Source organism: Alloalcanivorax gelatiniphagus, from assembly GCF_005938655.1.
GTDB lineage: Bacteria > Pseudomonadota > Gammaproteobacteria > Pseudomonadales > Alcanivoracaceae > Alloalcanivorax > Alloalcanivorax gelatiniphagus.
This window is the reverse complement of sequence record NZ_VCQT01000011.1, coordinates 1-23,615: the sequence shown is the minus strand read 5'-3', so window position 1 is coordinate 23,615 and position 23,615 is coordinate 1. Positions and strand designations below refer to the sequence as shown.

At 67.1% G+C, this 23,615-nt stretch carries 21 protein-coding genes; 10 read left to right on the top strand and 11 right to left on the bottom strand.

Annotation, left to right across the window (positions count from 1 at the left end):
* Positions 1–3: 3 nt before the first annotated feature.
* The 7 genes from tolQ to aspS all read right to left on the bottom strand — a co-directional run bounded on the left by tolQ (position 4) and on the right by aspS (position 5,937).
* Positions 4–693, bottom strand: coding sequence for a protein TolQ (gene tolQ, locus FGS76_RS01870; protein ID WP_138770931.1), 690 nt, complete (start codon positions 691–693; stop codon positions 4–6).
* On the bottom strand, positions 694–1,128 hold the full coding sequence (gene ybgC / locus FGS76_RS01865) for a tol-pal system-associated acyl-CoA thioesterase (protein WP_138770930.1): 435 nt from the start codon (positions 1,126–1,128) through the stop codon (positions 694–696).
* Positions 1,125–2,150, bottom strand: a complete 1,026-nt coding sequence (ruvB, locus tag FGS76_RS01860; protein ID WP_138770929.1) for a Holliday junction branch migration DNA helicase RuvB — start codon at positions 2,148–2,150, stop codon at positions 1,125–1,127. The genes ybgC and ruvB overlap by 4 nt, the downstream gene beginning before the upstream one ends.
* Before the next feature lie 6 nt (positions 2,151–2,156).
* The gene (ruvA, locus tag FGS76_RS01855) at positions 2,157–2,759 is read right to left on the bottom strand and encodes a Holliday junction branch migration protein RuvA (RefSeq protein WP_138770928.1); all 603 of its coding nucleotides are present in this window, start codon (positions 2,757–2,759) and stop codon (positions 2,157–2,159) included.
* A complete protein-coding gene (ruvC, locus tag FGS76_RS01850) occupies positions 2,756–3,274 on the bottom strand; it encodes a crossover junction endodeoxyribonuclease RuvC (protein ID WP_138770927.1) in 519 nt (172 codons plus the stop codon). Before ruvC ends, ruvA begins: the two co-directional genes overlap by 4 nt.
* Positions 3,275–3,426: 152 nt before the next feature.
* Positions 3,427–4,161 (bottom strand): YebC/PmpR family DNA-binding transcriptional regulator, encoded by a 735-nt coding sequence (locus tag FGS76_RS01845; protein ID WP_138770926.1) that lies wholly within the window; start codon positions 4,159–4,161, stop codon positions 3,427–3,429.
* 12 nt (positions 4,162–4,173) lie between these two features.
* Positions 4,174–5,937, bottom strand: a complete 1,764-nt coding sequence (gene aspS, locus FGS76_RS01840) for an aspartate--tRNA ligase (protein ID WP_138770925.1) — start codon at positions 5,935–5,937, stop codon at positions 4,174–4,176.
* Between the two features lie 244 nt (positions 5,938–6,181).
* On the opposite strand from aspS, the gene FGS76_RS01835 reads away from it, so the two are divergent.
* From FGS76_RS01835 to FGS76_RS01795, 9 genes are all read left to right on the top strand, one after another.
* Positions 6,182–6,559: an HU family DNA-binding protein gene (locus tag FGS76_RS01835; protein WP_138770924.1), complete on the top strand. Its 378-nt coding sequence runs from the start codon at positions 6,182–6,184 to the stop codon at positions 6,557–6,559.
* Positions 6,560–6,719: 160 nt separating this feature from the next.
* The gene (locus FGS76_RS01830; protein ID WP_138770923.1) at positions 6,720–7,013 is read left to right on the top strand and encodes a PA4642 family protein; all 294 of its coding nucleotides are present in this window, start codon (positions 6,720–6,722) and stop codon (positions 7,011–7,013) included.
* A 13-nt stretch (positions 7,014–7,026) separates the two neighbouring features.
* The gene (locus FGS76_RS01825) at positions 7,027–7,644 is read left to right on the top strand and encodes a class I SAM-dependent methyltransferase (RefSeq protein WP_138770922.1); all 618 of its coding nucleotides are present in this window, start codon (positions 7,027–7,029) and stop codon (positions 7,642–7,644) included.
* A 236-nt stretch (positions 7,645–7,880) separates the two neighbouring features.
* The gene (locus FGS76_RS01820; RefSeq protein WP_138770921.1) at positions 7,881–9,071 is read left to right on the top strand and encodes a sensor histidine kinase; all 1,191 of its coding nucleotides are present in this window, start codon (positions 7,881–7,883) and stop codon (positions 9,069–9,071) included.
* Positions 9,053–9,619, top strand: a complete 567-nt coding sequence (locus FGS76_RS01815; protein ID WP_138770920.1) for a response regulator transcription factor — start codon at positions 9,053–9,055, stop codon at positions 9,617–9,619. The genes FGS76_RS01820 and FGS76_RS01815 overlap by 19 nt, the downstream gene beginning before the upstream one ends.
* 107 nt (positions 9,620–9,726) lie before the next feature.
* Positions 9,727–11,481, top strand: a complete 1,755-nt coding sequence (locus tag FGS76_RS01810) for an autotransporter assembly complex protein TamA (protein WP_138770919.1) — start codon at positions 9,727–9,729, stop codon at positions 11,479–11,481.
* Positions 11,445–14,999, top strand: a complete 3,555-nt coding sequence (locus FGS76_RS01805) for a translocation/assembly module TamB domain-containing protein (RefSeq protein WP_138770918.1) — start codon at positions 11,445–11,447, stop codon at positions 14,997–14,999. Before FGS76_RS01810 ends, FGS76_RS01805 begins: the two co-directional genes overlap by 37 nt.
* A 346-nt stretch (positions 15,000–15,345) precedes the next feature.
* On the top strand, positions 15,346–15,771 hold the full coding sequence (locus FGS76_RS01800) for a PaaI family thioesterase (protein ID WP_138770917.1): 426 nt from the start codon (positions 15,346–15,348) through the stop codon (positions 15,769–15,771).
* 375 nt (positions 15,772–16,146) lie between these two features.
* On the top strand, positions 16,147–17,859 hold the full coding sequence (locus FGS76_RS01795) for a proline--tRNA ligase (protein WP_138770916.1): 1,713 nt from the start codon (positions 16,147–16,149) through the stop codon (positions 17,857–17,859).
* A 361-nt stretch (positions 17,860–18,220) separates the two neighbouring features.
* Here FGS76_RS01795 and FGS76_RS01790 read toward each other — a convergent pair whose 3' ends face one another.
* A complete protein-coding gene (locus FGS76_RS01790) occupies positions 18,221–19,240 on the bottom strand; it encodes a DUF4062 domain-containing protein (RefSeq protein ID WP_240692359.1) in 1,020 nt (339 codons plus the stop codon).
* 145 nt (positions 19,241–19,385) lie between these two features.
* Here FGS76_RS01790 and FGS76_RS01785 point away from each other — a divergent pair, with 145 nt between their 5' ends.
* Positions 19,386–20,135: a ParA family protein gene (locus FGS76_RS01785; RefSeq protein WP_138770915.1), complete on the top strand. Its 750-nt coding sequence runs from the start codon at positions 19,386–19,388 to the stop codon at positions 20,133–20,135.
* 335 nt (positions 20,136–20,470) lie between these two features.
* Here FGS76_RS01785 and FGS76_RS01780 read toward each other — a convergent pair whose 3' ends face one another.
* The 3 genes from FGS76_RS01780 to FGS76_RS01770 are packed head-to-tail and all read right to left on the bottom strand — an operon-like array spanning position 20,471 to position 23,251.
* The gene (locus FGS76_RS01780; RefSeq protein WP_138770914.1) at positions 20,471–22,150 is read right to left on the bottom strand and encodes an acyl-CoA dehydrogenase family protein; all 1,680 of its coding nucleotides are present in this window, start codon (positions 22,148–22,150) and stop codon (positions 20,471–20,473) included.
* Positions 22,151–22,169: 19 nt separating this feature from the next.
* The gene (locus FGS76_RS01775; RefSeq protein ID WP_138770913.1) at positions 22,170–22,643 is read right to left on the bottom strand and encodes a DUF4442 domain-containing protein; all 474 of its coding nucleotides are present in this window, start codon (positions 22,641–22,643) and stop codon (positions 22,170–22,172) included.
* Positions 22,640–23,251 (bottom strand): TetR/AcrR family transcriptional regulator, encoded by a 612-nt coding sequence (locus FGS76_RS01770; protein ID WP_138770912.1) that lies wholly within the window; start codon positions 23,249–23,251, stop codon positions 22,640–22,642. The genes FGS76_RS01775 and FGS76_RS01770 overlap by 4 nt, the downstream gene beginning before the upstream one ends.
* Positions 23,252–23,615: the final 364 nt, after the last annotated feature.

Genomic DNA, 23,615 nt, shown 5'->3' with positions numbered 1-23,615 from the left:
GGCTCAAGCGTCGCGGCCATGGGCCTGGCGATGCAGCACCGAGGAAAACTCCTCGGCGAACATCTCGCAGTCACCCAACAGGGATTCGGACTGGGACGCGAACCGGTTGTAGGCCATCACCGCCGGAATCGCCGCGAACAGGCCCATGGCGGTGGCCACCAGCGCCTCGGCGATACCCGGGGCCACCACGCTGAGGGTGGCCTGGGTCACGTTGGCCAGGGCGCGGAACGAATTCATGATGCCCCAGACGGTGCCGAACAGGCCGATATAGGGGCTGGTGGAACCCACCGTGGCGAGAAACGGCAGGTGCTTGGTCAGGCGCGACTGTTCCCGTTGCAGGGCCACCCGCATGGAGCGCTGGGCGCCTTCCATGATGGCGTCCGGCCCACGGGTGGACTTGGACAGCCGCACGAACTCCTGGAAACCGGCGCGGAACACGGCTTCGCTGGCGGAATCCGGGTTGGGTTGCTTGCGCACCTGGTTATAAAGGCTGGAGAGGTCCTCACCGGACCAGAATTTTTCCTCGAACGCCTTGTCCGCCCGGCGGGCGCGGCCCAGTATCCGGTAGCGGTTGACGATCATGTACCAGGACATCAACGACGCCAGCAGCAGCACCAGCATGACGACCTGAACCACAGGGCCCGCATTGGTGACCAGCGACAGGATCGACATGCTGGACGACGATTCACCCATTTACCCCAACTCCTCGACTTGAGCCTTGAACATTGCAAACAAGGGCGCCGGCAAGGCCGTCGGCTTGATGCCGTCGGCGCTGACACAGGCCACCTTGATCTCCGCTTCGCAAAGAAGTTCCCCGTCGCGGGTCACTTGCTGGGCGAACATCAGGGTGGCACGGCCCAGGTTCGTCAAACGGGCACTTACCCTCAGGTCGTCGTCGATCCGGCCGGGCTTGCGGTAGCGAACCTGGCAGGAATGCACGACAAACTGGTAGTTCTCTTTCGCCAGGCCGTAGTGCTGATAGCCCAGCGAGCGAAGGTACTCGGTCCTCGCCCTTTCCATGAACTTCAGGTAGTTCACGTAGTAGACGATTCCACCGGCGTCAGTGTCTTCGATGTAGACGCGGACCGGTAGGGCAAATTCCGAAGTTCGAGAAGATTTTTCACTCATTTAAACAAATCGTCGTCTCGGGCCGGGCGGGACAGGCCGAAATGCCGCCAGGCATGGTTGGTCACCAGGCGTCCGCGGGGGGTGCGCTGGATAAAGCCCTGCTGGATCAGGTACGGCTCCACCACCTCTTCCAGGGTGCCGGCGTCCTCGTTGAGCGCCGCCGCCAGGGAGTCCAGGCCCACCGGGCCGCCGTCGAATTTGTGCATCATCATATTGAGCAGGCGCCGGTCGGTGCCGTCCAGGCCGTGGCTGTCCACCTCCAGCATGTCCAGGGCAAGCTCCGCCACCGGGCCGGTGACGCGCCCGTCGCTCTTCACCTGGGCGTAGTCGCGCACCCGGCGCAGCAGGCGGTTGGCGATACGGGGCGTGCCCCGGGCGCGGCGCGCCACTTCCCGGGCGCCATCCTCGTCGATGGGGATGTCGAGAATGCGACAGGAACGGGTGACGATGCCGGAGAGATCCTCCACGCCGTAGAATTCCAGGCGCTGAACGATGCCGAAGCGATCACGCAGGGGGGCGGTGAGCAGGCCGGCGCGGGTGGTGGCGCCCACCAGGGTGAACGGCGGCAGGTCCAGTTTGATGGAACGGGCCGCCGGGCCCTCGCCGATCATGATGTCGAGCTGATAATCCTCCATGGCCGGATAGAGGATTTCCTCCACCACCGGCGACAGGCGGTGGATCTCGTCCACGAACAGCACGTCGCCCTCCTCCAGGTTGGTGAGGATGGCGGCCAGGTCACCGGCCTTTTCCAGCACCGGGCCGGAGGTGGATTTCAGCTCCGAGCCCATTTCCCGGGCGATGATGTGCGCCAGGGTGGTCTTGCCCAGCCCCGGCGGGCCGAAAATCAGGGTGTGGTCGAGCGCCTCGCCACGGCCCCGGGCGGCGTCGATGAAAATCTCCAGGCGCTCGCGCACCTTGGGCTGGCCCCGGTAGTCCGCCAGGCTGGCCGGACGGATGGCGCGGTCCTGCTGTTCTTCGCGCGGGTCGGCGGCACCGGCGGTGATCAGACGCTCATTGTCCATGGTCGGTTACCTTGCCAGAGTTCGCAGGGCGCGGCGAATCAGCTCTTCGCTGCTGTCGTCGCCCTGCTCGGCGGCCCGTGCCACGGCGGCGGCGGCTTCCTTATTGCGGTAGCCCAGCGCCTCCAGCGCCGCCACCGCGTCGGCGCGGGCGTCCGGGGCGACGTCCAGGGCCACCCGGCCGGGCAGTGCCGCCGGCGCGCCGTCCAGCTTGTCGAGCCGGTCGGACATCTCGATCACCAGCCGTTCGGCGGTTTTCTTGCCGATGCCCGGCACCTTGACCAGGGAGGTGGTGTCCTGATCGCGGATGCAGGCGGCCAGCCGGTCGGCCTCGATGCCGGAGAGAATCGCCAGCCCCATCTTCGGGCCCACGCCGTTGACCTTGATCAGGCTGCGGAACAGCTCGCGCTCGTAGCGGCTGGCGAAACCGAACAGCAGCTGGGCGTCCTCGCGGACCACGAAATGGGTGTGCAGCAGCAGTTCGGCGCCGGTGTCCGGCAGGTCGTAGAACACCGTCATCGGCGCTTCCACTTCGTAGCCCACGCCGCCCACGTCCAACAACAGCCGGGGGGGCCGCTTTTCCACCAGTGTGCCTTTCAGTTGTCCGATCATCGTACCCGTCCACGCCGCACCGCGGAGGCGCCACCCAGCCGCGCCAGCGACACGCGCATGTGCGCGTGACACAGGGCGATGGCCAGGGCGTCGGCGGCGTCCGCCTGCGGCCGTTTATCCAGCTTCAATAAATGACGCACCATTTCCGCCACCTGTACCTTCTCGGCGCCGCCCCGCCCCACCACCGCCTGTTTGACCTGGCGGGCGGAATACTCGAACACCGGCACACCGTCCTGCACCACCGCGGTGATGGCGGCGCCACGGGCCTGGCCGAGTTTCAGGGCGGAATCCGGATTGCGGGCCATGAACACCTTCTCGATGCCCACCTCGTCTGGCCGATGCAGGGCAAGCACCTCGCGCAGGCCGGCGAAGATCTCCCCCAGCCTCGGCGCCATCTCGGCACCGGTGGTGTTAATGGTGCCGAAATCCACCACCGTGGTGCGATTGCCCACCTGGCTGATCACGCCATAGCCGGTGTGCCGCGAGCCGGGGTCGATGCCCATCAGAATGGTCATGGTGCGCCTGTGGCTTATATATGAAAAAGGCAGGTCTATCTAACCTGCCTGCTGTTCGTATGTCCAGTGGGAGTGGGCCGGGTGGTTATCGCGACTGAAGTCGCTCCTACGGTGGCATTCTTACCGTAGGAGCGACTTCAGTCGCGAAGAGATTATTCCTCGTCCGGCCAGTTGGCGTTGGTGTAGACGTTCTGCACGTCGTCCAGGTCTTCCAACAGATCGATCATCTTGCCCACCGTCTCGGCGGTGTCGGCGTCCATGTCGGCGCGGGTGGAGGGGCTCATGGTCACTTCCGCGTCCACCGCTTCCAGGCCCGCCGCCTTGAGGGCGTCACCCACGTCACCGAAGCTGCGGTCCGGGGCGGTGATCACCAGGTAGCTGCCGTCCTCGTTTTCTTCCACGTCCTCGGCGCCGGCCTCCAGGGCCGCTTCCATCAGCTTTTCTTCGTCCACGCCGGGCTCGAACAACAGCTCACCGCGTTTTGTGAAGAGGAAGGCCACCGAGCCGCTGGTGCCCAGGTTGCCGCCGAATTTGGAGAAGGCGTGGCGCACCTCGGAGACGGTGCGGTTGACGTTGTCGGTCATGGTTTCCACCAGCACCGCCACGCCGTTCTTGCCGTAGCCCTCGTAGGTGATCTCCTCCATGTTGGCGCCGTCGTCGCCGCCCACGCCGCGCTTGATGGCCCGGTCGATGGTGTCCTTGGTCATGTTATTGCCAAGCGCCTTATCGACCGCCGCGCGCAGGCGCGGGTTGTCGTTGATCTCGGCGCCGCCCATACGGGCGGCCACGGTGATCTCGCGGATCAGCTTGGTGAAGATCTTGCCCCGCTTGGCGTCTTGAGCCGCTTTACGGTGCTTGATATTGGCCCATTTACTATGACCTGCCATGGACGCTCCTATTTATTTGTCGTCTTTACGAACCTGAATACCCACTTCCCGAAGCTGCTGATTATCCACCGGCGACGGGGCGTCGGTCATCAGGCAGGCGGCGGTCTGGGTTTTCGGGAAGGCGATCACGTCGCGGATGGAATCGCCGCCGGTCATCAGCATCACCATGCGGTCCAGGCCGAAGGCCAGGCCGCCGTGGGGCGGCGCGCCGTATTTGAGGCCGTCCAGCAGGAAGCCGAACTTCTCGTCCGCCTCCTGGTCGCTGATGCCCAGCGCCTCGAACACCGCCCGCTGCATGTCCGGGCGGTGGATACGGATGGAACCGCCGCCCAGTTCGGTGCCGTTAAGCACCATGTCGTAGGCCCGGGACAGGGCGCCTTCCGGGTTGCTCTTCAGCTCCTCGGGGTCGCACTTGGGCATGGTGAAGGGATGGTGCAGCGCGTAGTAACGGCCCTCATCCTCCTCGAACATGGGGAAGTCCACCACCCACAGCGGTGCCCAGTCGCCCTTGGCCAGGCCGCGCTCGTGGCCGACCTTGACGCGCAGCGCGCCGATCGCCTCGTTGACCACCTTGGCCTTGTCGGCGCCGAAGAAGATCAGGTCGCCGTTGGCGGCGCCGGTGCGCTTCAGGATGCCCTGGATCGCGTCCTCGGTAAGGAACTTGAGGATCGGCGATTGCAGACCTTCGGTGCCGGCATCCAGATCGTTGACCTTGATATAGGCCAGGCCGCGGGCGCCGTAGATGCCCACGAACTTGGTGTATTCGTCGATTTCCTTGCGGCTCAGATCGCCACCGCCGGGCACGTTCATGGCCACCACCCGGCCTTTCGGGTCCTTGGCCGGGCCGGCGAACACCTTGAACTCCACCCCGTCCATCAGGTCGGCGATGTCGATCAGCTCCATGGGCACGCGCAGGTCCGGCTTGTCGGAACCGTAGCGGTGCATGGCCTCTTCGTAGGTCATGCGCGGGAATTCCGGCAGCTCCACGTCGAGCATGTCCTTGAATACGCTTTTCACCATGGCCTCGGTGATCGCCATGATGTCCTCTTCCTCGACGAAGGACGCTTCCAGGTCGATCTGGGTGAATTCCGGCTGGCGGTCGGCGCGCAGGTCCTCGTCACGGAAGCACTTGGCGATCTGATAGTAGCGGTCGAAACCGGCCACCATCAGCAACTGTTTGAACAGCTGCGGCGACTGGGGCAGCGCGAAGAAGCTGCCGGCGTGGGTGCGGCTGGGCACCAGATAGTCGCGGGCGCCTTCCGGGGTGGCGCGGGTCAGGATCGGGGTTTCCACGTCCATGAAGCCCTGGCCTTCCAGGTGGGCACGCACGGCGTGGGTGAGCCGCGAGCGGAACTGGAAGCGCTGCAGCGCCTCGGGACGGCGCAGATCCAGGTAGCGGTACTTGAGGCGCACTTCCTCGCCGGCGGCGGAGTACTCGTCCAGCTCGAACGGCGGCGTCTGCGCCTCGTTGAGGATGGTCACGCTCTTGCCCAGCACTTCGATGTCGCCGGTGGACATGCGCGGGTTGCGTACCGCCTCGTCGCGCAGCCGCACGCGCCCTTCCAGTTGCAGCACGTACTCGCCGCGTACCTTGTCGGCCAGGGCGAAGGCGTCCTCGGTGTCCGGATCGAACACCACCTGCACCAGGCCGGTGCGGTCGCGCACGTCCAGAAAGATCACCCCGCCGTGGTCGCGGCGGCGGTGTACCCAACCACACAACCGTACCGTTTCCCCGTCGTGGGAGGCCCGCAAATCACCGCAATAATGGCTACGCATTTCCACTGTCCGTCGTTGTATCCGAAGAGACCACCCCGGCGCGTCGTCAGGGGGGTGGCTGAAAAGGCGGCTAGTATAGCGATTCGCGGTTGGCCCTGCTAACCCCGTGCGCGGGCCTCAATTCGTGCTGAAACACACAAAAAATAGGCCTTCCACGCCTTGTACAGGGGTTTTGCTTGGCATATAACTGGATGCGCACCGAAATTACCATCACAAGTCACCAACCCAAGGGGTAAGAGATCCTATGGCTGCAAAGAAAAAGGCGACGGCGAAGAAAGCCGCAGCGGCACCCGCCACGCGCAAGGTCAAGGCCATCACCGAGCCGATGACCAAGTCCCAGATCATCACCCAGATCAGTGAGAGCACCGGCCTGACCAAGAAAGACGTCAACGCCGTGTTCGACGAGCTGACCGACATCATGGAAGGCCACCTGAAGAAGCGCGGCGCCGGCCAGTTTACCCTGCCGGGTCTGTTCAAGGCCGTGACCCAGAAGAAACCCGCCACCAAGGCACGCAAGGGCATCAACCCTTTCACCGGCGCGGAAACCACCTTCGCCGCCAAGCCGGCGCGTACCGTGGTCAAGGTTCGTCCGCTCAAGAAGCTCAAGGATATGGCACTTTAATCCGGTCCCCGGGCCGGCTCCGCGCCGGCCCGGAGCACCTGCCGCCCTCTCCCACCGCCCTTCCCGCCTGACCGTCCCGTTCCACCACCGCCGGTGTCATTCCGCCCCCAGCGCCCCTATAATCGGCGCCCGACCCGCAGGCTGGAGCAAAGGCACTTCCATGGCTGAACGCAAGGACAAACAGAAAGTCATCGGCGAACCCATGACCGATGAGCAGATCAAGGTGTTCCTCGACTTCCCCCCCGAGGAAGGCGAAAACCCGGACTTCCACGTACTGCTCAAGGCCTACCGGGCCCTGCGCGCCGAGGATTTCGAGCGTTTCGTGGCGTTTTTCCAGGAACAGGGCCGCGACATCCGCGCCACCGACCGGGAAGGCCACACCCTGCTGCAAATCGTGCGCGGCCACGGCAAGAGCGAGCCGTTCGTGGCCATCCTCGAACGGGCCGGCGGCTGATAGCGGCGGCGCCATGGGCTTTTATAGCGAACGGATCTTCCCACCGCTGCTGGACCGCGCCACCCGTGCCCTGTACCGGGACCGCCAGCGCCTGATCCGCCGCGCCCATGGCCGGGTACTGGAAATCGGCGTCGGCAACGGCGCCAACCTGCCGCTCTACGGCGACGACGCCAGCGAAGTCCACGGCCTGGAACCGGACGCCACCCTGCTGGCGAGGGCCGGTCGCGCCCGCGATCAGGCGGCGTCACCGGAGCGTTTTCAGTTGCTGCAAGGCGACGCCCACCAGCTGCCCTATCCGGACGGCTACTTCGACACCGTGGTGGCCTGCCTGGTGCTCTGCACCATCCCCGACCCGGCCCGCGCCGCCCGCGAGATGCGCCGCGTGCTCGCCGACCACGGCCAACTGCTGGTGCTCGAGCACATCGCCAGCCAGCGCCCGCGGATACACCGCTGGCAACAGCGCATCAACCCGGTATGGCGCCACCTGGCCTGCGGCTGCCAGCTCGACCGCCCCACCGCCGAGACCCTGGCCGCCGCCGGCTTCGACCTCACCGACACCCGCGTCTTCGACCACCCGAAGATCCCTGCCCTGGTGCAGGAGTTTTTGGAAGGTACCGCCAGGCCTCGGTGACAGCGGCGGGCTTGGGCAGGATGGCGGAGCGGCCGTGCGAGTGAAGGTCGGTTGCAAGTTGCAAGTTGCAAGTTAAAAGTTGAAACGCGGGGCAACGCCGATCAGGCGGCAGGGCCATGCCCGCGCTTCGGGGTGCCCGGGTGTCGTCCGGATGTCGCCCCGGTGTCATCCGGGTGTGGGGGGCTGCGACAAAACGCCGCATCCTTCCGCGCTTGGTCGCGCTACAATCGCCCCCCATGAGTCCCCTCCCCAACGTTCATCGTGTCTGGCGCCGGCGTTTGATCGCCCTGCGCAGCTTGCTGGTGCTGAGCCTGGCGCTGGCGTTGCTGACCCTGCGCCGGTTTTCGCCGGAGCTGTTGCCGCCGGCCAATGTGCTGGCCGGGCTGGCGGTGTTGCTGGTGCCCAGCCTGGTGGCGGTGTGTTCGCTCAATGCCCGGCCTTCCCTGCAGCGGACGCTGCTGGGGGTGGAGCTGACCCTGGATCTGCTGGCGGTGCTGATTCTGGTGCAGCAGCTGGGCGGTGCCGCCAATCCTCTCTCCTTTTATTTATTGGTGCCGCTGTTGCTCACCGCCCTGACCCAGCCGCCCCGGGCGGCCTGGGGGCTGCTGGTGCTGACCCTGGCCGGCTATCTGCTGGTGGGGCTGTGGCACAGCGCGCCGGACCCGCACTCCACCCTGCACGCACTGAGCCGGGAACTGAGCCACACCCACGGCATCGGCATGGGCGTGGTGTTCGTGGCCCTGGCCGGGGTGCTGACGTTGCTGGGCCAGGTGATCCAGTCGCTGACCCGGGACCAGCAGCGCCAGCAGGAACGGCTGATGGAGCTGGCCGGCCGCCGGGAACGGCTCTACCAGGTGGCCGCCACCCTGGCCCACCAGGCCCATGAACTGAACACGCCGCTGAGCAGCCTGGTGATGCTGGCCGACAACGCCCGCCAGGAACCGGGCCTGCCGGAGGCCACCCGCGAGGACCTGGCGCAGATCGAGGCGCTGGCCCGGCGCGTGGCCGGGCGGCTGCGCCAGACCGACGCGGAACTGCCGCCGCGCTGCGACTATGGCACCCTGTGCGAGCGGCTGCGCTTGCATCTGCGACACCTGCAGCCGACCCTGTCGCTGACCGTGGAAGGCGACCCGGCGCGGACCCTGGAGCCGGCTCCGGATTGGTTCCGGGTGCTGGCCAACCTGGGCTACAACGCCATCGACGCCGGCGCCGAGCAGCTGGTGGTGCGTCTTGAAGAGGACGGGCGCCGGCTGGTGCTGCAGGTCAGCGACGACGGTCCGCGCCACCAGGGCCCCACCGAGCGGGAAGGCCTGGGCGTGGGCCTGGCCCTGGTGGAGGCCACGCTGGAATCCCTGGATGCCACCCTGCGGCTGGACTTTCACCACCAGTGGAGCCAGGCGCGCATTGAATGGAGTCCGCCCACGTGACCGTCCCCGCCTCCCTGCTACTGTTGGAAGACGACGAGCTGCTGGCCAGTCAGACCCGGCGTGCCCTGGCCCGCCACGGCTGCCAGGTGCACTGGGCCGCCGATCTGGCCGCCGCCCGGGCGCTGCTGGATACCCTGCCGGCCCTGGAGGCGGCGGTGCTCGACCAGAACCTGGGCGCCGACAACGGTCTTGATCTGATCGCACCGCTGCTGGCCCGTTTCCCGGAGTGCCGGGTGATCGTGCTGACCGGCTATGGCAGCATCGCCGCCGCCGTCGCCGCCACCCGGCGCGGCGCCCGCAACTATCTCACCAAGCCGGCCAGCGCCGGCGATATCCTCGATGCCCTGGAGCGGGACCCGGGCGAGCCCGGGGCGCTGCCGGAAGCGCCGCCGTCCCTGCAACGGCTGGAGTGGGAACACATCCAACGGGTTCTTGACGCCCACCAGGGCAATATCTCCCGGGCCGCGCAGGCGCTGGGCATTCACCGGCGCACCCTGCAACGACGCCTGAAGAAGCGGCCCAGCCCCACGCATTTCCAGCAAGACTGACCTTTCATCGTCGCGCCGGGCGTTTAGGGGTTGCCTCGGACGGACCGGCTTGCGGACAATGCGGGGTTCTATTCCTTGCCAATGCACCGGGACCCGGAAAGGCGGTCATGAGCAGTAACAGCCTGTTAATCCTGATGGCTCTCGGCGCCTTGCTGAGCCTGGCCCTGACCAGCCCGTCCCGGGCCGACGAGCAGCCGGAACTGACCGTCGAAGGCGAGCTGCCCGAAGGCGTGGCCGCCAATGTGCGCACCATGGTGGATGTGAGCCGCTACCCGTGCCGGCCGGGCCCCGGCCAACAGACCCTGATCCGCCGCCAGGTCCGCGATGACGCGCTGCGCGGCCTGCAGGCGCTGGGCTTTTACCAGCCCACCCTGACGCCGCGCTGGCGCAATGCCGACGACGACCGCTGCTTCCGTCTGACGCTGAACATCGTTCCCGGGCCGCCCACCCTGCTTGCCACCCCGGACATCCGCATTACCGGCGAAGCCGCCGACGACCCGGCCTTTCAGAAGGCGGTGGACAACAGCGCCCTGCGCCAGGGACAGCGCCTGCGCCATGACCGTTACGAATCGCTGAAACGCACGCTGCAGCAGCTGCTGATCAATCGCGGCTACGCCGAGGGCGCGCTCACCGAGCACCGGCTGGAGGTGGACCGCGACCAGCACCGGGCCCTGGTGGTGCTGCATGTGGACAGCGGCCCCCGGTACCGGTTCGGCCAGGTGGAACTGGCCGGCGACACCCAGCTCAAGGAGAGCCTGGTGCGCGCCTACCTGGGCTTCGCCGCCGGCGAGCCGTTCAGCAACGAGCGCCTGCTGGCCGCGCAGCAAACCTACCTGGGCACCGGCTATTTCAGCGCCGTGCGGGTGGAGCGCGGCGAACCGGACCGGGCCGACAAGACCATCGACATCACCCTGCACTTCAACCCGCGCAATAAATGGGCGCTGCTGGCCGGCGTCGGCGTCAGCACCGACACCGGCCCCCGGGTGCGGCTCGGCATCGAGAACCGGCGCGTCAACGCCGCCGGCCATAAAGCCCGGGCGGAAACCGAACTGTCCGGCGTGCGCCAGGGGGTGGGCGCCGGTTACACCATTCCGCTCAGCGACCCGCTCAACGAAAAACTGGAACTGCGCACCAGCTACGTCAACGAGACCACCGACACCACCGACAGCGAGCAAGTCAGCGTCGGCGCCGATTACATCGTCAAGTTGAAATCCGGCTGGGTGGCCACGCCGTCGGTGGAGTACCTGCGCGAAACCTATCAAGTGGCGGATCAGGTGGATCAGGCGGAACTGGTGATTCCCGGCTTCCAGCTCAGCCGGGTGAAATCCGACGACCCGATCTACCCCCGTTTCGGCTGGCGGTTGGGCGGCAAGGTACGCGGTGCCCACAAGGCGCTGTCCTCGTCGGCCACCTTCACCCAGTACGACCTGTGGGGAAAACTGGTGCTGCCGGTGTTCAAGGGGCGTTTTATCACCCGGGGCGAGTTCGGTTTCACCGATGTTTCCGACGTCACCGAGCTGCCCGCCTCGCTGCGCTTTTTCGCCGGCGGCGATTCCAGCGTGCGCGGCTTCGCCTACGAATCCCTGGGCCCCAAGAACGACGACGGCGAAGTGATCGGCGGCCGCCATCTGCTGGTGGGCAGCGTGGAATACGATTACCCGGTCACGCAAAACTGGAGCGTGGCGGTGTTCGGCGATGCCGGCAACGCCTTCAATGATTTCGACGACTACGAGATCGAGCGCAGCGCCGGCTTCGGGGTGCGCTGGCGCTCGCCGCTGGGGCCGATCCGGGTGGACCTGGCCCGGGGCGTGGAGGAAAACCGGGATTGGCGTCTGCACCTGAGCATGGGGCCGGACCTGTGAAGCGCGGCGCCTGGATCAAACGCACCCTGCTGATCCTGCTGGTGCTGCTGCCCCTGTTGCTGCTGGGCGCCCTGTTCGGCCTGCTCGGCACCGGCGCCGGCAACCTGTGGCTGCTGGAACGGGCGCGGCCCTATCTGCCCGGCGAACTCACCGTGGAAAACTGGCGCGGCAACCTGCTCAACGGCGTCACCGTGGAGCGGCTGAGCTATCGCCAGGGCGACAACGACCAGACCCTGGCGGTGGACATCGAAGGGCTGGACCTGGAAGCCGCCCCCCGCCAGCTCTGGTACGGCTGGCTGCGGCTGAGTCATCTGCGCGCCCGGGCGGTGACCCTGACCCTGCCCGCCGGCGAGCCCGCCGACCCCGAGGCGCCGCCGTTCACCCTGCCGGAAAGCCTGGCCCTGCCCCTGGGCGTGGCGGTGGATGAACTGCGCCTGGGGCGCTTCACCCTGACCGGCGAATCGCCGCTGGTGATCGAGGACCTGCGCGGCGACGACCTGGCCGCCCGCGACAAGCTGGCGCTGCCCGAACTGGCACTGAGCGTCAGTGATACCCGCCTCACCCTGGCCCTGAACGGCGAACTGAAGCAGCCCTATCAGCTGGACGGCGAGCTGGACTGGCGGCGCCCGGCCCGGGCCGGTGACAGCCCGCCGGCCACGGAGGACGCCGCGCCCCCGGACTCTTCACCTTTGGACAGTGCCGCCGGCCACCTGACCCTGAGCGGCACCCCGGAGCAGCTGCATCTGACCCATCAACTCAGCGCCCCGGCGCGGCTCGCCTCGGAGGGCGAGGTGGGCTACCGGGACGGCCAGGTGCAGCTGGATCTGACCCACAGCTGGCCGGCCCAGGATCTGCCGGTGGCCACGCCGGTGCCGGTGGCCCTGGGCGCCGGCCGGCTCACCACCCGGGGTGACCTGCGGGCGGTGGAGGTGGACGGCAGCGCCGACCTCACCGCCGACGGCCACCCGATCCATCTTGAGCTGGCCGGCCAGGCCGGCCTGCAACGGCTGGTGCTGAGCCGGCTGGCGATGACCAGCGGTGCCCAGACCCTGATCCTGAGCGGGCAACTGGATTACGCCGACGGCCTGGCCTGGGACCTGGACGCCCGGGGCCGCCACCTGAACCCCGCCGTGGTGGCCCCGGACTGGCCCGCCGACCTGGCCCTGGACACCCGCACCCGGGGCCACTGGCGCGGCGCCGAGGACTGGAGCCTGCAGGCCGATCCGCTGCGTCTGGAAGGCCGCCTCAAGGGCACGCCGCTGACCCTCACCGGCCGCGCCGGGCAACCCGCCGGAGGCGAGCTGTCGGTGACCCTGGACGGCCGCTGGGGCGGCGACCGGCTGCGGGCCCGGGGCCGGGTCGGCGAGCAGTGGAACCTGGACGGCAGCGTTTCCGTGGCCAGCCTGAGCCGCTGGTACGGCCCCGCCGCCGGCAACCTGAACGCCGACTGGCAGCTACGCGGCGCCCTGAAAACACCCCGTTTGAGCGGCAACGCCCGGGGCCGGAACCTGGGCTACGGGGAATGGCGCCTGGCCAGCCTGGAGGCGCGCTTCCAGAATCTCAGCACCGGCGACGGGCCCATGAGCCTGACCCTGCAAGGCCAGACCCTGGGCCAGGCCGGCGTCACCCGGGTGGACGCCCTGAGCCTGGACCTGCAAGGCAGCCGCCAGGATCACCGGCTGGTGGTCACCGCCGCCGCCGGCGACGCGGACACCCGACTGGCCCTCAACGCCGACCTGGACGCGGCCCAGCGCTGGCGCGGCGAAATCCGCCAGTGGCGCCTCAGCGAGCCCCGCGCCGGGGTCTGGGAACTGCGGCAACCGGCGCCCTTTGAGCTGAGCGCCGACCGGCAAAGCCTGGAATCCCTGTGCCTGGCCGGCGATGCCGGCGGCAGCCTGTGCCTGGCGGGCAGCCACCGGGGCGGCGATCTGGACGGCCAGGCCACGGTGAAGGCACTGCCGCTGGCGCTGGCCGAACCCTGGCTCGGCGAAAGCATCACCCTGAAAGGCAGTGTCGACGCCGAGGCCCAAATAAGCGGCACCGTGAACGCCCCCGCCGGCCAATGGCACCTGGCCCTGGACGGCACCGAGCTGACCCTGACCACCCTGGAAGAGCCCAGCACCTTCCGCCTCAGCGAGGCGCGGCTGACCGGCACCCTGGACAATGACCGGCTGGAAAACCAACTGGACCTGGTGGTCGCCGGGCAAGGCGAACTGCACGCCCGGGTGGCCAATGGCCTCAGCGCCGAAGCGCCGCTGCAGGGCGAGATCCGCGTGGACGTGCCCAGCCTGGCGGACCTGGCGCCGCTGATCCCCCGGGTCGGCCAGGTGTCCGGCCGGCTGGGCGGCGATCTGGCCCTGGGCGGCAGCCTGGCGCACCCGGCGGTGGGCGGCGAACTGGCCCTGGAGGACGGCAGCGTCACCGTGCCGGACCTGGGCATCACCGCCGAAAACCTGCGCCTGAGCGTGCGCGGCGACCCCGCCGGCGCCCTGCGCCTGGAAGGCCAGGCCGGGCTCGGCGACGGCACCCTGCGGCTGGACGGCCGCTGGGCCCCCACCCAATCGCCCCTGGCGGTGTCGCTCACCGTCACCGGCCAGCGCCTGCGGGTGGCCAACCGGGAAGACGCGGTGGTCTATGTGTCGCCGGATCTGAAGCTGGAAGGGGACGGCGACACCCTGCGCCTGACCGGCAACCTGGACATCCCCGAAGCCGACCTGAAACCCCGGGAACTGCCGGAAAGCGCCATCACCGTCAGCGACGATCAGGTACTGGTGGACGCCCGCGCGGAATCCAGCCAGGGCCTGCCGCTGGCCATGGCGGTGGGCGTCACCCTGGGCGACAAGGTGCGTTTCGAGGGCTTTGGTCTCACCGCCACCCTGAACGGCAACCTGCGCGTCAGCCAGCAACCGGGCCAGCCCGCCCAGCTGGACGGCGAACTGGTGATCGTGGAGGGCCGCTACCGGGCCTATGGCCAGAACCTGGCCATCGAGAACGGCCGCCTGCTGTTCCAGGGCGCCCCGGACAACCCGGCCCTGGATATCCGCGCCATTCGCCGCATCCCCAGCGAAAACCAGGTGGTCGGGGTGCAGCTGTCCGGCACCCTGCAGCAACCGGAAGCGCGCATCTTCTCCGACCCGGCCCTGGAAGAAAGCCAGGCCATGTCCTACCTGATCACCGGGCAATCCCTGAACAGCGGCTCCGACAGCGACGGCGCCAAGGTGGCCCAGGCGCTGGCTCTTTACGGCCTGCAAAAAGGCGCCGGCGTGACCCGCAAAATCGGCGACACCCTGGGCCTGGACGAAATCTCCATCGGCAGCGACTGGGAATCCGACGACGCCGCCCTGATGCTCGGCAAACGGCTCTCCGACCGCCTCTACCTCACCTACGCGGTGGGCCTGTTCGACGCCATCTCCACGGTGATGCTGCGCTATACCCTGACCCGCACCCTGCATCTGGAAGCCCAGTCCAGCAGCAAGGAACAGGCCATCGATTTGATTTGGGAGCGGGAGCTTCGGTAGGGGCTGCAAGCTGCGCTTCGGGGAGGGGTGGTGCCGGTCAGGGTGGAGTTGAAAGTTTAAAGTTGAAAGTTGAAAGTTGAAACGCGGGTGGGGGCCCGGGAGACGGACAGGCCGTGCCCGCGACCGGGGCGGCCGCAAGCCGCAAGCTACAAGTCGCAAGCCTAACCCTGCCGGCCATAGGCCGCGGCAGGGCCTTTCCGCCTGGACCTTTCAACTTTTAACTTTGAACTTTAAACCGGCCAGCTATTTGCACTGCCTCCCCGCCCCTCCACCACCCTTGCTTGCAGCTTGCAGCCTGCCGCCTTATGTTCCGGGTTCGTTTCGGGGAGAGAGCAGGAACAGAACCATGCTGACGGCCAAACAAGTGGAAGCGTTGATTCGTGGTGGGTTGCCGGCGGCGGCGGAGCAGGGGGTGGTGGTGGAGAGCGTGGATGAGAACCGCGCCCGGGTCCGCTACCGGTTCGATCCGTCCATGGTGCGGCCCGGTGGCACGGTTTCCGGGCCCACGCTGATGAGTCTGGCGGACGCCGCCATGTACGCGGCGATCCTGGCCAATCTGGACGGTCAGGAAATGGCCGTGACCCAGAATCTAAACATCAACTTCCTCAACAAACCGGCCCCCGCCGACCTGATCGGCGACGCCGAGATCATCCGGCTGGGCCGCCGCTCGGCGGTGCTGGAAGTACGCATTTACAGCGACGGCGTGGAGGCGATGGTGGCTCACGTCACCGGCACCTACGCGATTCCAGCGGGGCGGCAAGCGTCAAGCTGAAGCTGCAGCCGCAAGCAAGGGTGGTGGGGCGGGGAGGTTGTGCCAATAGCTGGCCGGTTTAAAGTTCAAAGTTAAAAGTTGAAAGTTGAAAGGTCCAGGCGGAGAGACCCTGCGGCGGCCTTTGGCCGGCAGGGTTTTGGTTTGGCTTGCGGCTTGTAGCTTGCGGCTTGCAGCCGCCCCGGTCGCGGGCACGGCCTGTCCGTCTCCCGCGCCCCCACCCGCGTTTCAACTTTCAACTTTCAACTTTCAACTCCACCCTGACCGGCACCATCCCCACCCCGGCACACGGCCTGCCTGCAGCTTGTAGCCTGCCGCCTGCAGCTGCTCTAGAATGCCGGTTTGGTTTTCACCCACAGACACGGATTCGCTTCACCCATGCGCACCTCCCAATACCTGCTAGGTACCGTCAAGGAAACTCCCTCCGACGCCGTGGTGATCAGCCACCGGTTGATGCTGCGCGCCGGCATGGTTCGCAAACTGGCTTCCGGGTTGTACACCTGGCTGCCATCCGGTTTGCGCGTACTGCGCAAGGTGGAGCGTATTGTCCGCGAGGAGATGGACCGGGCCGGGGCCCAGGAGGTGCTGATGCCGGCGGTGCAGCCGCTGGAATTGTGGCAGGAATCCGGCCGCGCCGATGACTACGGCCCGGAGCTGCTCCGCTTCAACGACCGCCACGGCAATCCCTTCTGCCTGGGGCCCACCCATGAAGAAGTGATCACCGATCTGGCCCGCAACGAGCTGCACAGCTACAAGCAGTTGCCGGCCAACTTCTACCAGGTGCAGACCAAGTTCCGTGACGAGATCCGGCCGCGCTTCGGCATGATGCGCTCCCGGGAGTTCATCATGAAGGACGCCTACTCCTTCCATATCGACATGGCCTCCCTGGACGAGACCTATCAGGTGATGCACCGCGCCTACTGCGCCATCTTCGACCGTCTGGGTCTGGACTATCGCCCGGTGGAAGCGGACACCGGCGCCATCGGCGGCGCCGCCAGCCACGAATTCCACGTGCTGGCGGAATCCGGCGAGGACGACATCGCCTTCTCCGACCAGTCCGACTACGCCGCCAACGTGGAGCTGGCCGAGGCGCTGGCGCCGACGGTGGAGCGCCCCGCCCCCGGCGCCGCTATGGAAACCGTGGATACCCCCAAGGCACGCACCATCGAGGACCTGGTGAGCCAGTTCCAGCTGCCCATCGAGAAAACCGTCAAAACGCTGATGGTGAAAGGCGAGGAAGGTGGCCTGGTGGCGTTGCTGGTGCGCGGCGACCACGAGCTGAACGATATCAAGGCGGAGAAGCTGGACGCGGTGGCCGCGCCGCTGGAATTCGCCTCCGAGGAAGAGATCCGTGCCGCCGTGGGCGCCGGCCCCGGCTCCCTGGGCCCGGTGGGTCTGACCCTGCCCTGCGTGGTGGATCGCAGCGTGGCGGTGATGAGCGACTTCGCCGCCGGCGCCAACCAGGACGGCAAGCACTACTTCAACATCAACTGGGAGCGCGACGTGGCGCTGCCGGCGGTGGCGGACCTGCGCAAGGTGGTGGAAGGCGACCCCAGCCCGGACGGCAAGGGCACCCTGACCATCAAGCGCGGCATCGAAGTGGGCCATATCTTCCAGCTCGGCACCAAATACTCCGAAGCCCTTGGCGCCAAGGTCCTGGATGAAAACGGCAAGGCCGTGATCATGCCCATGGGCTGCTACGGCATCGGCGTAAGCCGGGTGGTGGCCGCCGCCATCGAGCAGAACCACGACGACAAAGGCATCATCTGGCCGGCGGCCCTCGCCCCCTTCCAGGTGGCCCTGGTACCGGTCAACATCAAGAAGAGCCCCCGTGAACGGGAACTGGCCGAGCAACTCTACCAACAGCTCACCGACGCCGGCATGGAAGTGCTGTTCGACGACCGCGAAAAAGAACGCCTGGGCGTCAAACTGGCGGACAGCGAACTGCTCGGCATCCCCCACCGCGTGGTCATCGCCGAACGCGGCATGGACAACGGCGTCCTGGAATACAAAGGCCGCGCCGACGCGGACAACACGGAAGTCCCGATGGATGGGATCGTGGAGTTTCTGACGGAAAAGCTGAAGGGATAGGGGGGGGCGGCTTCAAGCTTCAAGCTGCAGGCTGCAAGCTGGCCCGGGGGAGCTGGGAGGTTGTGCCGGGAAAGGGCCAGTTGAAAGTTACAAGTTAAAAGTTAAAACGCGGGTGGGGGCACAGGGGGCTGCGAGGCCGTGCCCGCGACCGCGCGGCTTCAAGCCGCAAGCTACAAGCCGCAAGCCAAACCAAAACCCTGCCGGCCGAAGGCCGCGGCAGAGCCTCTCCGCCACGGCCTTTCAACTTTTAACTTTAAACTTTCAACCGCCCAGCCATTGGCACAACCTCGCAGCCCCCCCGGGCCAGCTTGCGACTTGTAGCCTACAGCCTGAAGCTTGAAGCCGCCCTCCCCTTCCCCCTCTACCGCCTCTGAGCAATAACCTGACTCATCGTACTGTCCCCCTGGGCGGTAAGACGCCACAACGGCATGCCACGGCTGTCGGTTTCGGAGGTTTTGGTGATCAGGCCGAGGGTGCGCAGGTGGATCTTGACCTGGTTGAAGGCGTGGCCGGCCAGTACCACGTTGCGCACGGCGTGGGCCTTGGGGAAGTCGCCGGTGACGTCCTGCAGGGCGCGGCGCGCCACGTAGTCTTCCAGGGCTTTTTGCATCACCGGTTCCGATACCGGGTTGAGCATCAGCGGCGCCACGCAGGCGAACACCCGGTCCCAGTCCAGTTCGCAGCTGGCCATGGTCATCTTGCAGTCGCCGCCCTCATAGACGTTGCAGGAATACTCCAGGGACAGCGGGTCGGCGCCCCGGGCCAGGCCGCGCAGCGGCGCGCGCTGGGCGGCCAGCCATTCCTCCCGCTCTTTCTCCAGCTCCGCCACCCGCCGCACCAGGACCTGGTTGCGAGTGTCACCGGCGCCGGCCATGGCGCCGGCCTGCATCCAGCCCGGCGCCGGGTACTGGCGCATCACATCGGGCATCACCTTGGCCACCCGGGCGGCCAGTTCGCTCTCGTCGCGCCAGCGGAAACTGAGGGTCTTGTTCTCCAGCAGCCGGGCGAAGTCGTCGCGGCGCACCTGGCCTTCCCGGGAGGGCTCGCGCACGTCCGGCGGCAGGTTGAGCGGGTCGTCGTGGATAAAGCTCACCACCGGTTTGCGCTTGGTGGCGGCGAAGATGTATTCCCGGTGGGTGTAGCTGAGGCCCAGGGGGGACAGCGTGCCGTAGCGGCCGCCGAGCAGGATCACGAAGTAGTCGCTGTCGTCGATCATGCGCTGCACCACCGGCATCAGGTTATGACTTTCGCTGCTATGCATATCCATGCCTATGGGCATCAGCCCCAGATCCAGCATCGGCAGCATCAGTGCCTGGCGGGCGGACTGCATGTCCGGATAGGTGGTGCTGATATAGACCTGGTAACGTTTGTTGACGGACACCCCGCTCTCCCGCGCCAACTGGATGGGCTTCCCTGAAGCGGCTATTAAACCGGCTGGCGGCGGCGATCACAAGGCGGCGCCCGGTGAGATGACCCACGTTTCATGCTAGCCTCGGAGGCCGACCGCGGCTACCGGATACGACCTCATGAAGACCATCGCCTTCTATAATCTGAAAGGGGGTGTGGGCAAGACCACCACGGCCGTCAACATGGCCTGGCACGCGGCCCGCTGGAAGCACCGTACCCTGGTCTGGGATCTGGACCCCCAGGGGGCCGCCAGTTTCTATCTCGGCGTGGACGACCGGGAAGCGGGCTACAAGGCCGGCGGCCTGCTCAAGGGCCGGCAGCCGGTGAGCCGTTTCAAACGGGAGACCCGCTGGCCCAATCTGGAAGTGATCCCCGCCGACCTGAGCATGCGCAACGCCGACGTCAAACTGGTGGAAGGCGGCGGCGCCCGGAACCGCCTCAAGGAACTGATCGCGCCGTTCGGCGAATCCTACGAACTGGTGGTGCTGGACTGCCCGCCCACCCTCAGCCCGCTGGCGGAAAGCATCTTCGCGGCGGCGGATTACCTGTTCGTGCCGGTGATTCCCACCCACCTGTCCCTGCGCGCCTTCCAGCAGGTGCTGGACTGGCTGGCCGACAAGAAATACAAACACCTGCGGGTGGTGCCGTTCTTCAACATGGTGGACCGCCGCCGGGACCTGCACGTGCAGATGCTGGTCAAACGCCCCCCGGAAATGAAAAACGGCCTGAAAACCTGGGTCCCCTACGCCACCCATGTGGAACAAATGGGCGACCACCGCGCCCCGGTCGGCGAAATCGCCCCCTACACCCCCGCCGCCCAAGCCTACCGGGCGATGTGGTTCGAAATCGCGGAGATGTTGAAGCTTTAGGGGCTGCAAGCCGCTGGCAGGCCGTGCCGTCGAGGGGCCAGTTGAAAGTTCAAAGTTAAAAGTTGAAACGCGGGTGGGGGTGGGGAGCCGGCGAGGTCGTGCCCGCGACCGGGCGGCTTCAAGCTGCAGGCTACAAGCTACAAGCCAGACCAAAACCCTGCCGGCCGAAGGCCGCCGGAGTGGCCCTCAGCCCCGACTTTTGAACTTTTAACTTTGAACTTTCAACTGGCCCCTCGACAGCACGGCTTGCGGCCGCCCGGATCGCGGCTAAAGCCGCTCCTACGGAGCCCTGTATACGAAGGCCCCCTGTAGGAGCGGCTTCAGCCGCGATGGCGTCAGGCTTCCAACGGGTTGGCGCGGTGGATTAGCGTGTCCGTGTCCAGGCCCCGGGGCAGGCTGCCGTAGTTACGGGTGTGGCCGTTGTCCAGGCGGGCGGTGATGAAGGCGTCGCTGACCGCGTCGTTGCCGGCTTTGACCAGTTGCGCGGCTTGCATGGTCAGCGCCATGCGGTCGACCAGGTCCCGGGCCCGCCAGGTGAGGGCGTCTTGGTCGCCCAGTTCCTTGCGCAGGTCGTTGACCGCCCTGTCGAGCACCGGGTTGCGGCCCTGGGCGCCGGCCAGTTCGGCGAACCAGGCGTCCAGCACCTTGGGGCTCTTACCCATGGCGCGCAGCAGGTCCAGCGCCTGCACATTGCCGGAGCCTTCCCAGATGGCGTTGATCGGCGCGTCCCGGTAGAGCCGGGCGAGAATAAAGTTCTCGGTGACGCCGTTGCCGCCCAGGCATTCCATGCTCTCGTAGGCGTGGTGCGGGGTGCGCTTGCAGATCCAGTATTTGCCCACCGCCGCGCCGAGGCGCGCGAACAGTTTCTCGTGCTCGTCGTCCTGGTTATCCAGGGCCCGGGCCATGCGCCAGGTCATCGCCACGGAGCCTTCCACTTCCAGCTGCAGGTCGGCGATCACGTTGCGCATCAGCGGCTGGTCCAGCAGGGTTTCGCCGAAGGCGGCCCGGTGCGCCACATGGTGCACCGCCTGGGCCATCACCTGGCGCTGGCTGGATGACGAACCGATCATGCAGTCGAAGCGGGTCATGGCCACCATCTCGATGATCGCCGGCACGCCACGGCCTTCCTCGCCCACCATCCAGCCGTGGGCGCCGCGCAGCTCCACTTCGGAGGAGGCGTTGGAGACGTTGCCCACCTTGTTCTTCAGGCGTTGCACCTGCAGCGGGTTCTTGCTGCCGTCCTCCCGCCAGCGCGGCACCAGGAAGCAGCTCAGGCCGCCGGGGGCCTGGGCCAGCATCAGGAAGGCGTCGCACATGGGCGCGGACATGAACCACTTATGGCCCACCAGTTCGTACAGTTCGCCGGGGCCTTCGGCCGCCACCGGGTAGGCGTGGGTGGTGTTGGCGCGCACATCGGAGCCGCCCTGCTTCTCGGTCATGCCCATGCCGATGGTGAGCGCCTGCTTGTCCTGGTGGCTCACATTGCGCGGGTCATAGTCCCGGGCGGTGACCTTGGACAGCCAGCGCTCGGCGATGGAGGGGGTCAGCTTGAGGCTGGGCACGGCGGCGAAGGTCATGGTGATCGGGCAGCCGTGGCCACCTTCCACCTGGGCGTGCATATAGTATTTGGCGGCGCGTACCACGTGGGCGCCGGGGCCCGGGTCGGTCCAGGGCGAGGAATGCAGCCCCTCGCGCAGGGCCATGTTCATCAGGTTGTGATAGGCCGGGTGGTAATTGACCCGGTCGATGCGGTGCCCGTAACGGTCGTGGGGCTCGAATTCCGGCTTGCTGGCGTTGGCCTGGTAGCCCCATTCGATCACCTCCGGCCGGGTGGTCTCGCGGCCATAGCGGCTGAGATCGTCCAGCGCCCAGTCGCCGCCCTCGCGCAGCACCGCGTCCTTGAGCGCGGTGTCGCCGGCGAAGGCGTCGTAGTTTTCCAGCGGCGGCGCCTGGTTGAACACCTCATGGGTGCTGGCCAGGGCGTCCACGTTAAGCTCCTCGTGCTTGGCGTTCATGGTTCCATCCTCCGGCGCGTCACGCGCGCTTGCGTCTTACGTACAGGGTTTTGCTCACCTCGGCCACGGTGTTGCCGTCGCCATCGCGAACCGTCACCGGCCAGGTGGGCAGATACTTGCCGCCGCCGGCGGTGGCGGCCTTGACCTCATCGAGCATGGCGTCGGTGAGCTCGAACTCGGCGAACACCCGGCCTTTGCCCGGGCGCACGAAGTCGATGCTGGCGCTCTTGTCCCAAACCACATAGTCGCGGCCCAGGTTGTTCATCAGCATCAGCATGTAGAAGGGATCGGTCATGCTGTACAGGCTGCCGCCGAAGTGGGTGCCCACATAGTTGCGGTTGTACCAGTGCATGCCCATGGACACCCGCACCCGCCGGAAGTCCCGGCTCAGCTCGTCCACGCGCACCCCGGCGCCCAGAAAGGGCCCGTACAGCAACAGCCCCCGGCGCAGGCCGGCGGCTCCGGAAAACAGCATCTTGAGCGGGTTCTTCATGCCCGGCCCCCGGTATCGGCGCCCACCGCGCGCAGCGCGAAGGCGGTCAACTGATCCGGCAGGCCGGCGTCGGCCAGCGGCGCCGACAGCGGGCCCACCAGGGCCTCGGCGATGGCACCCACCAGAGCGGCGGCGCCCAGGGCGGTGGACTGGGGCGGCAGCTCGCCCCGGGCCACGCCGTCGTCCAGCACCCGCTTGTAGAGATCCGCGTAGGCGGCCCGGTAGCGCAACCGGGCGGCATCCACCTCCGGCTCCACCGGCTCGGCGATCAGCGCCCAGGCCAGCCGGGGCGCCGCCAGCGCCCGCCGGGCAAACACCCGCAGCGCCCGCTCCAACCGCTCGGCGGCGGCCCCGTCCCGGCCCAGCGCCTGATCCACCGCCGCCACTTCCCGGGCGGTGGCGGCCTCGAACACGGCGGCGGCCAGGGTCGCCTTGTTATCGAAGTAGCGGTACAGCGTGCCCACCCCCACCCCGGCCCGCTCCGCCACCGCCTGCATGGTCATGGCGGTGAACCCGCCCTCCCGGACCAGGCTCTCGGCGGTGGCGAGCAGATGGTCACGCTGAGCCGCCTTACGGGCTTTTACCTGGGCGGTTTCTCGATAGGCCATGAATGGAATCCTGATTCCGATTTTTAAAGAATTGAATCATAATTCCGAGTATGGGGGCAAGCGGCGGGTCGGGGTCTGGGGTGGTTTGGTCGGGGTTGGTTGGTGGTTCCCTCCAGAGGGGCGCGTGGGGGTAGCGGGGTGCCTTTCCGGGAACGCTCAAGCCGTCCATGGGCGCTCCCGTTTTTGGCATCCCTGCCAAAAAGGGTCCCGGAAGGCACCCACACAGCTCCGCTTCGAGGTAGCGAAACCGTTACGGGTACCAACAACGATGAACCAGGGTGGGTATAGGCGGCGGCTTCGTAGAGCCCATCTTCGAGTAGGAGCGGCTGGGCGGCACTCCGCTTCAGCCGCGATCCCCCTCGGG

Coding starts and splice junctions, on each gene's coding strand:
- FGS76_RS01815 (WP_138770920.1), top strand. CDS start 9,053: ATGGAGTCCGCCCACGTGACCGTCCCCGCCTCCCTGCTACTGTTGGAA.
- FGS76_RS01825 (WP_138770922.1), top strand. CDS start 7,027: ATGGGCTTTTATAGCGAACGGATCTTCCCACCGCTGCTGGACCGCGCC.
- FGS76_RS01775 (WP_138770913.1), bottom strand. CDS start 22,643: ATGAAGAACCCGCTCAAGATGCTGTTTTCCGGAGCCGCCGGCCTGCGC.
- ruvA (WP_138770928.1), bottom strand. CDS start 2,759: ATGATCGGACAACTGAAAGGCACACTGGTGGAAAAGCGGCCCCCCCGG.
- FGS76_RS01770 (WP_138770912.1), bottom strand. CDS start 23,251: ATGGCCTATCGAGAAACCGCCCAGGTAAAAGCCCGTAAGGCGGCTCAG.
- FGS76_RS01845 (WP_138770926.1), bottom strand. CDS start 4,161: ATGGCAGGTCATAGTAAATGGGCCAATATCAAGCACCGTAAAGCGGCT.
- FGS76_RS01820 (WP_138770921.1), top strand. CDS start 7,881: ATGAGTCCCCTCCCCAACGTTCATCGTGTCTGGCGCCGGCGTTTGATC.
- FGS76_RS01800 (WP_138770917.1), top strand. CDS start 15,346: ATGCTGACGGCCAAACAAGTGGAAGCGTTGATTCGTGGTGGGTTGCCG.
- FGS76_RS01810 (WP_138770919.1), top strand. CDS start 9,727: ATGAGCAGTAACAGCCTGTTAATCCTGATGGCTCTCGGCGCCTTGCTG.
- ybgC (WP_138770930.1), bottom strand. CDS start 1,128: ATGAGTGAAAAATCTTCTCGAACTTCGGAATTTGCCCTACCGGTCCGC.
- FGS76_RS01780 (WP_138770914.1), bottom strand. CDS start 22,150: ATGAACGCCAAGCACGAGGAGCTTAACGTGGACGCCCTGGCCAGCACC.
- FGS76_RS01795 (WP_138770916.1), top strand. CDS start 16,147: ATGCGCACCTCCCAATACCTGCTAGGTACCGTCAAGGAAACTCCCTCC.
- ruvC (WP_138770927.1), bottom strand. CDS start 3,274: ATGACCATTCTGATGGGCATCGACCCCGGCTCGCGGCACACCGGCTAT.
- FGS76_RS01830 (WP_138770923.1), top strand. CDS start 6,720: ATGGCTGAACGCAAGGACAAACAGAAAGTCATCGGCGAACCCATGACC.
- ruvB (WP_138770929.1), bottom strand. CDS start 2,150: ATGGACAATGAGCGTCTGATCACCGCCGGTGCCGCCGACCCGCGCGAA.
- FGS76_RS01835 (WP_138770924.1), top strand. CDS start 6,182: ATGGCTGCAAAGAAAAAGGCGACGGCGAAGAAAGCCGCAGCGGCACCC.
- tolQ (WP_138770931.1), bottom strand. CDS start 693: ATGGGTGAATCGTCGTCCAGCATGTCGATCCTGTCGCTGGTCACCAAT.
- aspS (WP_138770925.1), bottom strand. CDS start 5,937: ATGCGTAGCCATTATTGCGGTGATTTGCGGGCCTCCCACGACGGGGAA.
- FGS76_RS01785 (WP_138770915.1), top strand. CDS start 19,386: ATGAAGACCATCGCCTTCTATAATCTGAAAGGGGGTGTGGGCAAGACC.